A 13,240-nucleotide genomic window follows, 5' to 3' on the forward strand; every position below is an offset into this window, starting at 1 on the left:
CCATGAGACAGCCCATGATTGTCGCTTTCGAAGGAATTGACGCCAATGAGAAGGAAGCCCAAGCGGCGTTGCTAGAAGAAAATTTGAGAGGCCTCGGATATAAAGTGAAAAGAGTAACGTTTCCGCGTTTAGATACCCCAATCGGAGCGGTCATTGGCATGTGGCTTCGCTGCGAAATTGAACTGGATGAGAAAGCGGTAGGAAAGCTATTTGAAGCGGATTTTCTGGACTATCAACGAGAGATGGCGCGGATTTCGAAGGAGAACGTCGACTTCATCATCATTGATCATTACGAACTGTCCAATTATTACTACTTCTATATGAAGGATACTCCTCTTTCCTGGTATGCCACGATGAGTGATTTGACGAAGCGGCCCGATGCAACCTTTTTTCTGCGAACGGAAGTAGATGCGAATAATGCCATGCTGCTAAAGGTGCAGGAAGCCTATCTTTCCCTTGCCCATGCTTCGCGCCGATCAGTACATACACTGGATACGGCAATCGGGGTGGAAAGTATGCAGAAAAACATTCTGCAAGCAGTCCATCAGCTACATCTGAAAAAGCGAGTTACGTGCTAACAAAGCTAATCGGCATTGTTGCCGCAGTGTTCATTCCCGCAAATGTTGTAGGGCCAGCCGTGGAAAAGGGGCTGTTGGAAATTCATCCTGTGGTGAAAATGGCCAGGGACACAGATAGGCAGTTGCGTACAAAAAGGGAGCTTGCAAACGTAATCACACAGGTTGCACCGAGACTGGATATTGCTACAGTCGAGCTTTATACAGAAACAATTTTTGTATTATCCAAGCAATACGAAATAGATCCGGTTTTGATCATGGCGATGATCTGGCAGGAAAGCCGTTTTCAGCACGACGCGATCTCTGGCAAGGGCGCTAGAGGACTATTACAAATCATGCCGCGTACAGGAAGCGGGCTGGGAGTTCATCCTGATGACTTGTTTGATCCCGTGACCAATCTACAAACAGGTATCAAGTATTTGGATCTCTTGCAAAAGAAATATGGAAACCTTCGTTTAAGCATCATCGCCTATAACCAAGGCGAGGGAAATGTCGACCGAAATCGTTATCACGATGGCTACTATACAAAAGTCATGACCCATTACCAAAAAATGAACGGCTTATTAAGAGAATCATGAAGATAGGCTGGGAGGAGGTATTATGAGTGAGCATGCCATGTTCGTAAAACAAAGAGTTGGCAAGGAAAAAGAACAATACTCCTTGTATAACATGGAGAATATTCGCCGCTGCAAGGAAGACAGTGAGTATCTGGGTGAAGTGATACTCGCAAATGAAGATCTCATTTGGCATTCTGTGCACAAATATATCGGAAAGCCAGAGACATTAGTGAAGCAATATTGCTTGGAAAAAGCGGATATCTTGCAATTGGGGAGAATGGGAATCATCAAGGCCATCAAAGCCTTTGATATAGCAAGAGGCGTGAAGTTTTCGTCCTTTGCCGTCATCACAATTGTGAGGGAGATCAACTGCTTTTTTCGAGATAGCGGACATATTGTACGGCCGACTAGAACGGCAACAACGATTCTCCAACAGATAACTAAAATAGAAGCAGACCTGGGATATCTCCCTACAATGGAAGAACTGTCCGAACTGTTGGGGGAATCTGTGGAACAGATCAAAAAAGCGCTGGATGTCGGGAGACCTGTGAAGTATTTACAGGAGCCACACCTGAAGGCATCCGCTTCGGGCAATGAAGCTGCCACCGCTATGGATGTCTTGAAGGACGAAGGACGAGACGTGGAAGAATATGTGTTGGACAAGCTATATGTTGCTGCAATGCTTGCGCAACTGCAAAATCAAATCTCATCAAAAGAATGGCAAGTCCTGCAATTAAGGATGGCAGGCTATAATCAGACACAAACAGCAGATTTTTTAAAGGTATCCCAAATGTGTGTATCAAGAACCATGAAAAAAATTCAGAATATTTCGAAAAATAAACTTTCCTAATCTTATTTTTCAATCCCCACCCAAAGTAGGAGATAATGGAAGAGCACTCCTATTATGAAAAGAGGTCGATCACAATATGAAATACTACCGACTCGGTGGCAGTGGATTGAAGGTATCAGCATTGGGATTAGGCACGAACTCATTTGGAGGGCGTGCGGATGAGCAAACGTCTGTAAACATCATTCATACCGCAATCGAAAGCGGGATTACTTTTATTGATACGGCAAATATTTACACGCAAACAGAATCGGAGCGAATCATCGGGCTGGCGCTAGAAGGAAAGCGGCACGAGGTCGTTTTGGCGACGAAGGCTGGTCTGGTAAAAGGCGAAGGACCGAATCAGAGAGGCTCATCGCGTTACCACCTGATGCTGGAGCTGGAGAACAGCTTGAAGCGTTTACGCACCGATTATGTGGACTTATATCAAATTCATACGTTTGATCCAGAGACGCCTTTGGAAGAAACACTCCGCGCACTAGATGACATGGTTCGATCTGGGAAAGTGCGTTACATCGGGGCTTCTAACTATGCGGCTTGGGAATTGATGAAGGCAATTGGCATCAGTCAGCGGGAAGGGCTGAATCGTTACGTATCGACGCAGGTCAGCTACTCGCTGGCAGATCGGACACCGGAGCGTGAACTCGTACCGCTTTGTCTGGACCAGGGGGTGGGGATCATTCCGTACTTCCCGCTTGCTGGCGGCATTTTAACAGGCAAATATACCTCCGCAGAACAGGCCCCAGCTGGTTCGCGGGCGGACAAGGAGCCGCGATTCGTGCGGTTGCTGAGTGAAGACAAGCTGGAGTTTGGACGCAAAATCAGTCAGGTAGCGGCGGAGGTTGGTGTATCCTCCAGTGTGCTGTCCTTAGCTTGGCTCATGCACAAGCCGGCTGTCTCTTCGGTGATCGTGGGCGCGACCCGTGTAGAACAGCTAACGGATAATTTGCAAAGTGCAGCTTTGACGCTGGATGCAGCGACCTTGGCAGAGCTGGACCGATTGAGTGACACGTACCGAAACGGGGAACCATTTGCCGTATATCGTTTGCCGTAACAATGATGACAGTTGTCGAATAATATGACCAGTCCCGAAGCCTCCTAGAATAGGGGGCTTTTTTGTGTTCAGCATAGACCCCAGAGCCATGAGGGATAGTAAACATATCCCGAACTGGAAAAAGAGTGATTTGAAATGATCCATACAGAAAAACAAGCTGCGCCCTTCCTTTACTCGTTGGACGAAAATCTGGAAAAGGTGAAGCGAGAGCTCGGCAACAGCACGGATCTTGTGACGCGCCAAGTGCGTTTGGAGGCTGTCGATCAGATGCAGGTGGGGATTTTATACACCGAGGGTCTGGTCGACAAAAATATGATTAGCGGCTTCATGGAGTCTCTCATGCTTCATGCCAGGAAAGAGGACTTCCCCGTAGAAGCGAATCCGTTGATGCTGATGAAGGACTTCTTGCTCACGATCGGTGGAGTGGAAGAGGTCTATGACTTTGACCATTTGTATGATGCGATATTGACGGGGGATACCGTTATTTTGGTAGATGGGTATTCGTATGGCTTTATCGCAAATACGAAGCAGTGGGAAGATCGTGGTGTTCAGGAGACTTCCGTACAAACGGTGGTTCGGGGTTCCAGAGAAGCGTTTTCGGAAAACCTCCGGACCAATACGGCTTTGGTTCGCCGGCGGATCAATAATCGCAATCTTTGGTTGGAGACCATGCAGATCGGGGACATGACACAGACCAAAGTCGCCATGATGTATATAAAAGGAGTCGTGCAGGAAAGCGTAGTGACAGAAGTCCGAGAACGCTTGGGGCAAATCACGATTGACGGTATTTTGGAGAGCGGAAACATCGAAGAAATGATTCAGGATCATACCTTTACGCCGTTTCCGACCATTTACAATACAGAGCGCCCCGACTCGGTGGCAGCCGGGCTGTTGGAAGGGCGTGTCGCCATTCTGGTGGACGGTACACCGATTGTTTTGTTGGTCCCAGCTGTCTTTGTCCAATTCTTTCAGTCCTCCGAGGACTATTACATGCGTGCGGATTTTGGGATTCTGCGAATTTTGCGCCTTATCTCTTTCTTTATCGCTTTGCTCGCGCCATCCCTGTATGTCGCCGTTACGACCTTCCATCAGGAAATGCTACAGACGAATCTGATCATGAGCATTGCAGCCCAACGTGAAGGCGTGCCCTTCCCAGCAGCAATTGAGGCGCTGTTGATGGAGTTTACCTTTGAAATGCTGCGAGAGGCGGGGGTACGAATGCCGAGGGCGGTCGGGTCAGCTATTTCCATCGTGGGAGCACTCGTGTTAGGGGAAGCTGCCGTGCAGGCAGGGCTTGTTTCACCCGCTACCGTCATCGTCGTTTCCATTACAGCGATCACCAGCTTTGTCTTCCCTTCCTTCTCTATGTCCATTCCGATCCGGATGTTGCGGTTCGGGGTGATCGCACTGGCCGCCAGCTTTGGTCTGATCGGCGTATTTGTGGGGATGATTGCTTTGTGCATTCACCTGTGCACCCTGCGTTCGTTTGGTGTCCCCTATATGGCTCCGCTTGCACCAGTGAATCTATCCGATCAAAAGGATACGCTGATTCGGCTTCCAATCTGGATGATGCATACGCGTCCCCATTTTTTGCGCCAGAAAAACAGCGTCAGAGAACGAAAAAGTAAAATATAGCGCAAGTATCGTGCCGATGTGATGATAAATCGATAGCCGAGGTGGAGAAGGCATGAATCGAAAAGGAGTGTTCCTCCTGGCCCTGGCTCTTCTCGTTTTATTGACAGGCTGCTGGAACCGCAGGGAATTAAATGATTTGGCAATCGTCATGGGAACGGGTATCGACAAGATTGATGGAGAGTATGTGATATCCGCCCAAATCGTCAATCCGGGAGGGGTAGCGTCAAAGGAGAGCGGGGGGATGAGCCAATCAGCTGTTGCGACTTATAGCATGCGGGCATCAAGCATTTTTGAGGGAATCCGGAAAATGACAACGGTAACGCCGAGAAGGCTTTACTTTTCCCATATCCAGGTGCTGGTTTTGGGGGAGCAGATAGCAAAAGAAGGGACAAAGGAAGTGCTGGATTTGTTATTTCGCGATCATGAGGTCCGGCCCGATTTTTATGTCATTCTGGCCAAGGACGCGACAGCACTACAAATTCTCAGCATGATCGACCCCCTGGAAAAAATCCCGGCGACGAAGCTCTATAAAAGCTTGGAAACGGCAGAGAGTGCTTGGGGATCAATTGTCTCCATTCAATTGGATGAATTTATTGCGGATTTGCTACGGGAAGGGATCGAGCCAGTGTTGGTAGGCGTTAATCTGAAAGGGAAGGTACATACGGGGACTTCTAGTGGTACTTCCCAAAAAGAAAGCCAGTCAACGCTGCTAAGGTATCACGAAATCGGTGTCTTCAAAGAAGACAAGCTACTGGGGTGGTTTAACGAAGAGGAAAGCATCGGATTCAGCTACATCACGGACAGAGTGGACAGTACAGTAGAAGAAATTCCTTGTACCAAAAACAATAAAATTGTCATTGAGATCATCCGAAACAAAACAACTGTGAAAGGCAAGGTGGAAAAAGGAAAACCACAAGTAGAGGTGAGCATTTCCGCAGAAGGCAATGTGGGCGAGGTGGCGTGCCGTATCGATTTGTCCGATTCCAAAACCATATACAAATTGGAAGCTGACGTAGAAAAGCAGATCAGAAACAAAATCGTAAGCGCCATCCATAAAGCACAAAAGCAATACCGATCAGATGTTTTTGGATTTGGGCAGTCGATCTACCAAAATGACCCCAAAGGGTGGGAAAAGGTGAAAGAGGATTGGGATTCTCAATTCTCCAACCTGAAAGTGAAAATCAAAACAGACGTGAAGCTCAGGCGGACAGGAAAAGTGGGCAATTCGTTTATTCCTTTCATGAAAAAGGAGTAGAGCATAACTTTTTCCATCCATGGAAATGGTAAAAGTAATCCTGCAAAAAAAGTAGGTGCACTGCACAGCATGTGGACCATCATGTTGATTTTGCTGATCAGCCTATTCATTGCCCTCTTTGAAGTGCCTTATCTGAGAAAGAACGCGATGAAAAGGGAAATGCTGGTTTTTTTCATTTTGCTAGTAGTTGCGACGGGACTTGGCATAGCGGAATCGCTTGAGGCGAATATTCCGAACCCGTTGGACTGGATCACATTTGTCTATAAACCATTCAGCGACTTCATTTTGGGAACTGTGGAATGAAGCAGTAGCCAGTAGCGAGGCGGGGGAGCGAGAGGAATTGTTAGACAACGGCCATATTAGCGCAAGGCAATTCATGATACTCGTGGCGCTTTTTGGGATTGGTGATGCGATTTTGTACGTACCATCCCTTACTGCTACCGCTGCCAAACAAGATGCCTGGATCTCCGCCCTCATCGGGTGGGGGGAAGGCTTTCTTTTAACCTATCTGTATGTTTCGCTGAGTATGCGGTATCCGAACAAGTCGATCTTTCAGTACAGCGCGGAAATATTGGGGAAGTGGCTGGGGAAAGCGGTGGCTGTGTTGTTCATCAGCTATTTTTTCATCGACGCTTCGCTCATGCTGATGGAGATTGGCGATTTTGTCACGACGCAGATTATGCAGGAGACCCCCATTGAAATTATTCTTGTCCTTTTTCTGGTGATCATCGTCATGGGGGTCCGCAGTGGAGCAGAAGCCTTATCTCGAGTGAGTGAGCTGTTGTTTCCGTATTTTCTGTTGCTTTTTTTTATCTTGATCGCATTTATTTCCCCCCAGATCAAAATAGAAAATGTGAAGCCTGTGCTTGCGCATGGATTTGCTCCTGTTTTCGGGGGGAACTTCAGGTACGTGGGTTATTTGCTGGAAACGGTCATTCTGATCGTGATGTTTCCCTTGGTCAAACGGCCAGCGCGTGCGGCCAAAGCGTATATCTTGGGCATCCTTTTTGCGAATTTCTTCCTGACGATGATTACCGCAGTGGCTATCTTGGTCTTGGGTGCCGATATTACCGTACTGCTCGCTTACCCAAGCTACACACTTGCGCAAAAAATCAGTATCGGCAATTTTTTTGAGCGAATCGAAGTGTTGATGGCCGTCATCTGGTTTATTACGCTCTTTGTCAAAATTACGATTTGCTATTATGCGACGAACATTGGAATCGCATATACACTGGGGCTGCGGGATTACCGCCATTTGACACTTCCGCTGGGGATGATCATGATCGTATTGGCATTGACGACGATGCCTAACCGCCCGTATTTTGACTCTTTCGTTTCGGACATTTGGATGCCTTATTCCTTGACGTACGGTTTGTTCTTGCCCGTTCTCTTACTGAGTGTGGGGGCCCTAAGAAAAAAAACAGTCTGCTAGCATTGTGAGCCGCAGACTGTTTTTTTGTGATTACGCGTCGATTGTATTACTCAGCAGCCATGCTGCTTTCTTTCAAGATAACGTCATGTGCGCCGCCTTCTACCAAGCTAGTAGCAGAGATGACGGTGATTCGCGCTTTTTGCTGAAGCTCTGAGATGGAGAGCGACCCGCAATTGCACATGGTCGATTTGATTTTGCTCAAGGTACGGTCTATGTTTTCGCGCAGGGTGCCCGCGTATGGAACGTAGGAGTCTACGCCTTCCTCAAAGACGAGACTGCTTTTGCCGCCAGTGTCATAGCGTTGCCAGTTGCGAGCGCGGTTGGAGCCTTCTCCCCAGTATTCTTTCACGAAGTTGTTGCCGATCTTCACTTTTTTTGTCGGGCTTTCGTCGAAGCGAGCGAAGTAACGTCCCAGCATGACAAAGTCTGCTCCCATAGCCAAAGCCAGTGTCACGTGGTAGTCATGTACGATTCCGCCATCGGAGCAGAGCGGAACGTAAATGCCTGTTTCCTTGAAGTACTCGTCGCGAGCTGCTGCCACTTCAATGAGGGAAGAGGCTTGGCCGCGTCCGATTCCTTTTTGTTCGCGGGTAATGCAGATGGAGCCGCCGCCAATTCCTACTTTTATGAAATCTGCGCCCGATTCCACGAGGTAGCGGAAGCCTTCCTTATCGACGACGTTACCTGCACCGATCGGAACATTGAAGTTTTCTTTTACATATTGAACCGTCTCGCGCTGCCATTCGCTGAAGCCGTCGGAGGAGTCGATGACCAGAATATCAACGCCTGCTTCCACCAACGCAGGGACGCGCTCCTTGTAGTCCTTTGTATTGATACCGGCACCTACGATATAGCTCTTGTTCGCGTCCAAGAGGGACAGCGGATTGTTTTTGCGGGAATCGTAGTCCTTGCGAAAAACGAGGAAGTCGAGATTTTGATTTTCGTCTACGATTGGCAAGCAGTTGAGCTTGTGCTCCCAGATCAGGTCGTTGGCTTCGGAGAGCGAGATGCCAGATTTGCCATAGATCAGCTTCGAGAATGGTGTCATGATGTCGCTGACGAGTTTGTCCTGAGAGTCGCGGCTGATGCGATAATCGCGACCCGTTACGATTCCGAGCAGCTTACCTTTTGCCGTACCATCTTCCGTGATGGCAACGGTGGAGTGGCCTGACGCCTCTTTCAATTCCAAAATGTCTTTCAGCGTATGGCTTGGTGTCAGGTTGGAGCGGCTCACGACGAAACCAGCCTTGTAGCCTTTTGCTTTGCGAACCATGGTTGCCTGGCTCTCGATAGACTGGGAGCCAAAAATAAACGAAATACCGCCACATCTAGCCAATGCGACCGCCATATGATGGTCGGAAACTGCTTGCATGACTGCGGATGAGAACGGTATGTTTAGTGAGATGGCAGGCTTTTCACCTTTTTTATACTTGGTAATCGGAGTGGATAAGTCCACATTGTTCGGATTGCATTCTTTTGTGGTGAGATTTGGCAACAACAAAAACTCATTAAACGTCCGAGATGGTTCTGTGTAATAATAAGCCACGATTCTCTCCTCCTAGGTGATGTTGGTTTCCATTTTTTGAACTGCCTCTTTAATAGAGAAATTTTTACCATGTTAACCGCGATGTACGACAACGTCAATAGGGAATCGGTAGAAGGAGTGATTTCTTTGCTAAAATTGCGAACAGGTCATGAACAACGCCAGCTTTTGGAACAAATTTCGTTAGAAGATTCGTATATTTTATACGGGAATATGTACTTGCGAACGGATCGGAGCGTCGTCGTAACGGACAGCGTCCAAGGAGAAGTAACCGCTATCGGGTCTTACTTAAAAGGGATGCCGTTTCACGCATTTTCTCTCCATGTGGTCGAGGGGGAGGAAAATTACGAGGTGGAACCGATGCTCTCCTATATGAAAGAAGTGTTAGATGGCAGCCTGCCAGATGGACAAAAGGGCGTGATTGCACTCGCAGAGCCTTGTCTGACGCGCGTACAGATTCCGAATATACTCGCCACACGTACCATGCGGTTGATGAAACTAGCAGATCCAGAACGGCTTTTACCTGTGGGAGAATCACGAATACTGGAGTTATCTGAAGCACAGATCGTGGAGAATATGGCGGCAGAGCTCGGGATGATTAGTTTTCGGGCGGAGGAAGTAGCAGAAATGCCACACATCGCGCTCTTTTCGGAAGGAGGAGAGCCAATGGCCGTAGCCGGCTTTCATGTCTATGACGAAGCCTACGTCGAAATCGGGAACATTGGCACATCTGTCCATCATCGGCAAAAGGGGTTGGGTACGCAAATCAGTTCAGATATTTCCCGGATTGGCTTGGAGAAGTCTGATCATGTCTATTTGGTTGTCTTTGCAGATAATCCCACGGCGATACACGTGTATGAGAAGCTCGGTTTTGTCACGGTATCTTCCTACGCTTTTATTGAATTTGTCCTTTAGAATAGAAAAAGAGAGGACAAGTGTCCCCTCCTATCAGTTCAATCGGCCTTTAAATTCAACGGGTACGATCATCGTAAAGCAAGGTCCATCTGGATCGTTGCGGGCATCGATCGTCCCTTTATGTGCTTCCAAAACGGCACGGGCAATCGCGAGTCCAAGCCCATGCTTGCCCGACTTTCCTTTGCGGAAACGCTGGAACAAATTCGGCAGCAGCGCCTCCTCAATGGGTGGCCCATCATTGGAAATCGCGACGACGACGCTTTTTCCCGCGTGTCTCCCTGTGATGGTAAGTCGGCTTTTGGCGTAGCGCAGTTGATTTTCCATGATATTCACGAACGCAGTGCTCAATTGCTCGCCGTCTCCCTCCACGATCAAGTCGGCTGCCAGATTTAACTCCCACTCGATTTGCGGGTTGAGCACGGAAAGACGCTGCTTCAACAGGTGCATCATCTCTGACAGGTCGACGCGGTCGACTTGCATCATTTGAGAGACAGACTCGATCTTCGTGATATACAAGAGCTGTCCGACGACCTTTTCGAGGCGCTTGCTCTCCTCCATGATGATGGCAAGCCCTTTTTCAGCCTGTGGGCCCTGAAAGACGCCTTCGATGAGGCCTTGCGTGTATCCTTGAATCGCCATGATTGGTGTTTTGAGCTCATGGGAAATATTTTGGACAAAATGTTGCTGAGACTCGTCGTATTCCTTCAGTTGGTTTTTCATCATATCGAAAGAGCGGGCGAGCTGTCCGATCTCATCTCCGCGATCCATCGTAAGCGGGATATCGAACTGACGACGAGCGATTTTTTTACACAGCTCTTCAAGTGTGCGCAGCGGTCTGCTCAAATACCCGCTAAACCACACGGCCAACAACCAGCTTACGAGCAGCAGCAGACCAAATATGAACAAAAACTGACGTGTCAAAATCGAGTTGATCTGGTTGAGCTCCTGTTCCTTGGAGAACAGCACCATGTAGTAGGGGAAGCCGTGGTAATCCATTTTTTTGCTGACGAACAAATAGCTCTCGGCTCCTCGGTCCAGCGAACCATGCTGGAGCTTGTTGCTTGGATACGAGGCGGCTTGTCGGAACAACTCCTTGGCATCCTCGTAGGGAATGCGGCCATTGCTTCGGCTGCCCAGCTCTCGTCCGTTCTCAGCATAGACGATCATATCAAATGAGTACTCATAACGTTGGAGCAAGAGCTGTAAAAAGTAAGGGGCCGCAGCCGGAACAGGCAGCAGCTCATTATGCTCGTTGAAGGAGATATGTTGTGATAATGTGTAAAACTCTTCTTCCAAGAGCGTGTAAGTGTTGGATACCAGATACTGTTTGACAGCCAGTGGATACCCGATGCCAAGGCCAACCCCGAGGACGCTTGTCAGGATCATGAACAAAATGAGGATTTGCCTGGAAATCGGCAGGTTTTTCAGTCGGAATTTGCTCATATACGTGTCATTCGGTAGCCGAAGCCATAGACCGTCTCCAATGGAAACTTGGGCATTTTTTTGCGGATGCGCTTCACCAAGTCATCGACAGCCCTGTCTGAACCGATGTAGTCTTCCCCCCAGATGGAGGTCAGAATCTGCTCGCGATTCAAGGCCAAGCCTTGATTGTGCAAAAGGTAGACGATGAGCTCGAATTCTTTTGTGGTTAAATCAATGAGTTCGTCGCCTTCTTTTACTTGTCTGCCTTTTTCTGAGATCATATAAGGATCAACCGTTACCCAATCTTGGAAAGTTTGGGTAGAGGAAGCAGTGGCACCGGGCTTTTCATAGGTGCGCTGTAGCAGCTTTTTCGCACGGATGACCAGTTCGCGTGGTAGAAAAGGCTTCGCCAAGTAGTCATCGCTGCCTAGTTCCAGTCCGATGATTTTATCGACATCTTGATCGCGAGCGGAGATGAAGATGATCGGGACATTTGATTTTTCACGAATGAGACGCAAGAGCTCATAGCCGTCGATGTCGGGCATCATGATGTCCAATATCCACAAATGTGGTTGTGTATCTTCATCAAGTAACGGCAAGACGTCCTTGCCACTAGAAAACGCTTTCACCTGCAATCCGGCACTTTGCAAATACGATTGCAGCAACTCCAACAGGTTTGTTTCATCGTCCACCAGATAGACGAGGTAGGGGGTATTCATAGATTGTGGCCTCGCTTTGCATCTGTTTTTCATTATTGTAGCATAGCCAAAAACAAGATGTGTGGCACGGGCGTATGAGAATCGTGGAAAACGTGTGGAAGCAGGATTCCCCTGTATCCTTCTGGAAAAAGAAACAGGGAAAAAAAGACAACGAGAGATGGAAAGGAGCGATTCATATGAAACGAACAGTCAAATCGTCTCTCATGGTACTAGCCTTCATGCTCTTAACAACGGCCTGCGCTCAAAAGCCGGTGGACACCCAACCTAGTCCGCAGATACCCGATCCGATTGTGCAAACGCCACCGGAAACGAATCAGCCCGTCGAGTATGCGTATAAGGCACCAATGACAGGACTTGGCAGTCACGAAAACCTGGGGAGCAAACGCCCGATCATGGTAATGATCAACAACGCGCCGCCCGCCCGTCCACAAACAGGCGTCAACAAAGCGGATATGATTTATGAGGTATTGTCAGAAGGGGAAATGACCCGCTTTCTTGCGATATTCCAAAGCCAAAAACCAGAAGTAATTGGACCTGTCCGCAGTATCCGTCCTTATTTTATCCAGATCGGGAACGGCTTTGATGCGGTCCTCGTGCACGCAGGAGGCAGTCCGGATGCGCTGGAAACCTTGGCGAGAAAAGACTACAGCCATCTGGATGAAATTCCGAACGGTCAATACTTTTGGCGAGAAAAATTCCGGAAAATGCCACATAACCTGTACACCAAGCCAGAGCTCTTGGAAAAAGCGATGCAGGATAAAGGGATGCGTCAAACGGCAGAGGTGCCTCACTTCACTTTCCTGAAGGAGGACGCTGAGATCAAGGAAGGCGAGCCTGCAACACAGGTAGATCTGACCTTCCACTCATTGAATAAAGCTGCTTTTACCTATGATGCCGAGCAAAAGAAATACATGCGCTTTACGGCAGGCAAGCCGCATTTGGACTTAAGCGACAAGAAACAGTTGTCCACGAGCAATCTGTTGGTCATCTCCGCCAAACACCGCGTGCTGGATAAAGAAGGGCGTCTATCGGTCGATGTAATCGGGCCGGGGGACGGTTATTTATTCCAGCAAGGAAAAGCACGCAAGGTCAAATGGAAGCGCAGCAATGGTGTCATCCGTGCCTATGAGGACGCGGCTTTGACGCAAGAGGCACCGCTTTTGCCAGGAAATACATGGGTGGCGATATTGTCGACCTCACCGGGTCTGTCGAAGTCGCTCAAGTTCCAGTAAGGATTAGGGCTTGCGGATGAAGGCGGTTTCTTCTAAGATAATTGTTAAAGCTTT

Annotated in this window: 13 protein-coding genes; 10 read left to right on the forward strand and 3 right to left on the reverse strand. The window is 48.4% G+C overall.

Annotated features, from left to right (window positions below; all coding sequences use genetic code 11):
• Nucleotides 1–2: 2 nt before the first annotated feature.
• The 8 genes from HPY27_RS10595 (at nucleotide 3) to HPY27_RS10630 (ending at nucleotide 7,355) form a co-directional block, all read left to right on the forward strand.
• A complete protein-coding gene (locus tag HPY27_RS10595; RefSeq protein ID WP_174224944.1) occupies nucleotides 3–578 on the forward strand; it encodes a dTMP kinase in 576 nt (191 codons plus the stop codon).
• Complete coding sequence (locus tag HPY27_RS30105) at nucleotides 572–1,153, forward strand: lytic transglycosylase domain-containing protein (protein ID WP_017249767.1); 582 nt, start codon at nucleotides 572–574, stop codon at nucleotides 1,151–1,153. Before HPY27_RS10595 ends, HPY27_RS30105 begins: the two co-directional genes overlap by 7 nt.
• Nucleotides 1,154–1,175: 22 nt before the next feature.
• Nucleotides 1,176–1,982, forward strand: coding sequence for a sigma-70 family RNA polymerase sigma factor (locus tag HPY27_RS10605; RefSeq protein ID WP_174224945.1), 807 nt, complete (start codon nucleotides 1,176–1,178; stop codon nucleotides 1,980–1,982).
• A gap of 76 nt (nucleotides 1,983–2,058) precedes the next feature.
• A complete protein-coding gene (locus HPY27_RS10610) occupies nucleotides 2,059–3,033 on the forward strand; it encodes an aldo/keto reductase (RefSeq protein ID WP_017249769.1) in 975 nt (324 codons plus the stop codon).
• A 135-nt stretch (nucleotides 3,034–3,168) separates the two neighbouring features.
• Nucleotides 3,169–4,668, forward strand: coding sequence for a spore germination protein (locus HPY27_RS10615; protein WP_174224946.1), 1,500 nt, complete (start codon nucleotides 3,169–3,171; stop codon nucleotides 4,666–4,668).
• A gap of 52 nt (nucleotides 4,669–4,720) precedes the next feature.
• Nucleotides 4,721–5,923: a Ger(x)C family spore germination protein gene (locus tag HPY27_RS10620; RefSeq protein WP_174224947.1), complete on the forward strand. Its 1,203-nt coding sequence runs from the start codon at nucleotides 4,721–4,723 to the stop codon at nucleotides 5,921–5,923.
• 69 nt (nucleotides 5,924–5,992) lie between these two features.
• Entirely contained in the window at nucleotides 5,993–6,226 is a 234-nt protein-coding gene (locus HPY27_RS10625) for a hypothetical protein (RefSeq protein ID WP_017249772.1), read from the forward strand.
• Between the two features lie 37 nt (nucleotides 6,227–6,263).
• The gene (locus HPY27_RS10630) at nucleotides 6,264–7,355 is read left to right on the forward strand and encodes a GerAB/ArcD/ProY family transporter (RefSeq protein ID WP_174224948.1); all 1,092 of its coding nucleotides are present in this window, start codon (nucleotides 6,264–6,266) and stop codon (nucleotides 7,353–7,355) included.
• A gap of 46 nt (nucleotides 7,356–7,401) precedes the next feature.
• Here HPY27_RS10630 and HPY27_RS10635 read toward each other — a convergent pair whose 3' ends face one another.
• On the reverse strand, nucleotides 7,402–8,901 hold the full coding sequence (locus tag HPY27_RS10635) for an IMP dehydrogenase (RefSeq protein ID WP_017249774.1): 1,500 nt from the start codon (nucleotides 8,899–8,901) through the stop codon (nucleotides 7,402–7,404).
• Nucleotides 8,902–9,018: 117 nt separating this feature from the next.
• Here HPY27_RS10635 and HPY27_RS10640 point away from each other — a divergent pair, with 117 nt between their 5' ends.
• The gene (locus HPY27_RS10640) at nucleotides 9,019–9,813 is read left to right on the forward strand and encodes a GNAT family N-acetyltransferase (RefSeq protein ID WP_371814325.1); all 795 of its coding nucleotides are present in this window, start codon (nucleotides 9,019–9,021) and stop codon (nucleotides 9,811–9,813) included.
• 33 nt (nucleotides 9,814–9,846) lie between these two features.
• Here the strand turns inward: HPY27_RS10640 and HPY27_RS10645 are convergent, their stop codons facing one another.
• Together HPY27_RS10645 and HPY27_RS10650 are read right to left on the reverse strand one after the other, a co-directional pair.
• Nucleotides 9,847–11,256 (reverse strand): sensor histidine kinase, encoded by a 1,410-nt coding sequence (locus HPY27_RS10645; protein WP_017249776.1) that lies wholly within the window; start codon nucleotides 11,254–11,256, stop codon nucleotides 9,847–9,849.
• The gene (locus tag HPY27_RS10650) at nucleotides 11,253–11,954 is read right to left on the reverse strand and encodes a response regulator transcription factor (RefSeq protein ID WP_017249777.1); all 702 of its coding nucleotides are present in this window, start codon (nucleotides 11,952–11,954) and stop codon (nucleotides 11,253–11,255) included. Before HPY27_RS10650 ends, HPY27_RS10645 begins: the two co-directional genes overlap by 4 nt.
• Nucleotides 11,955–12,130: 176 nt before the next feature.
• Here HPY27_RS10650 and HPY27_RS10655 point away from each other — a divergent pair, with 176 nt between their 5' ends.
• The gene (locus HPY27_RS10655; RefSeq protein ID WP_026043183.1) at nucleotides 12,131–13,186 is read left to right on the forward strand and encodes a DUF3048 domain-containing protein; all 1,056 of its coding nucleotides are present in this window, start codon (nucleotides 12,131–12,133) and stop codon (nucleotides 13,184–13,186) included.
• Nucleotides 13,187–13,240 lie beyond the last annotated feature (54 nt).

Source organism: Brevibacillus sp. HB1.1 (genome assembly GCF_013332445.1).
Taxonomy (GTDB): Bacteria; Bacillota; Bacilli; order Brevibacillales; family Brevibacillaceae; genus Brevibacillus; species Brevibacillus porteri.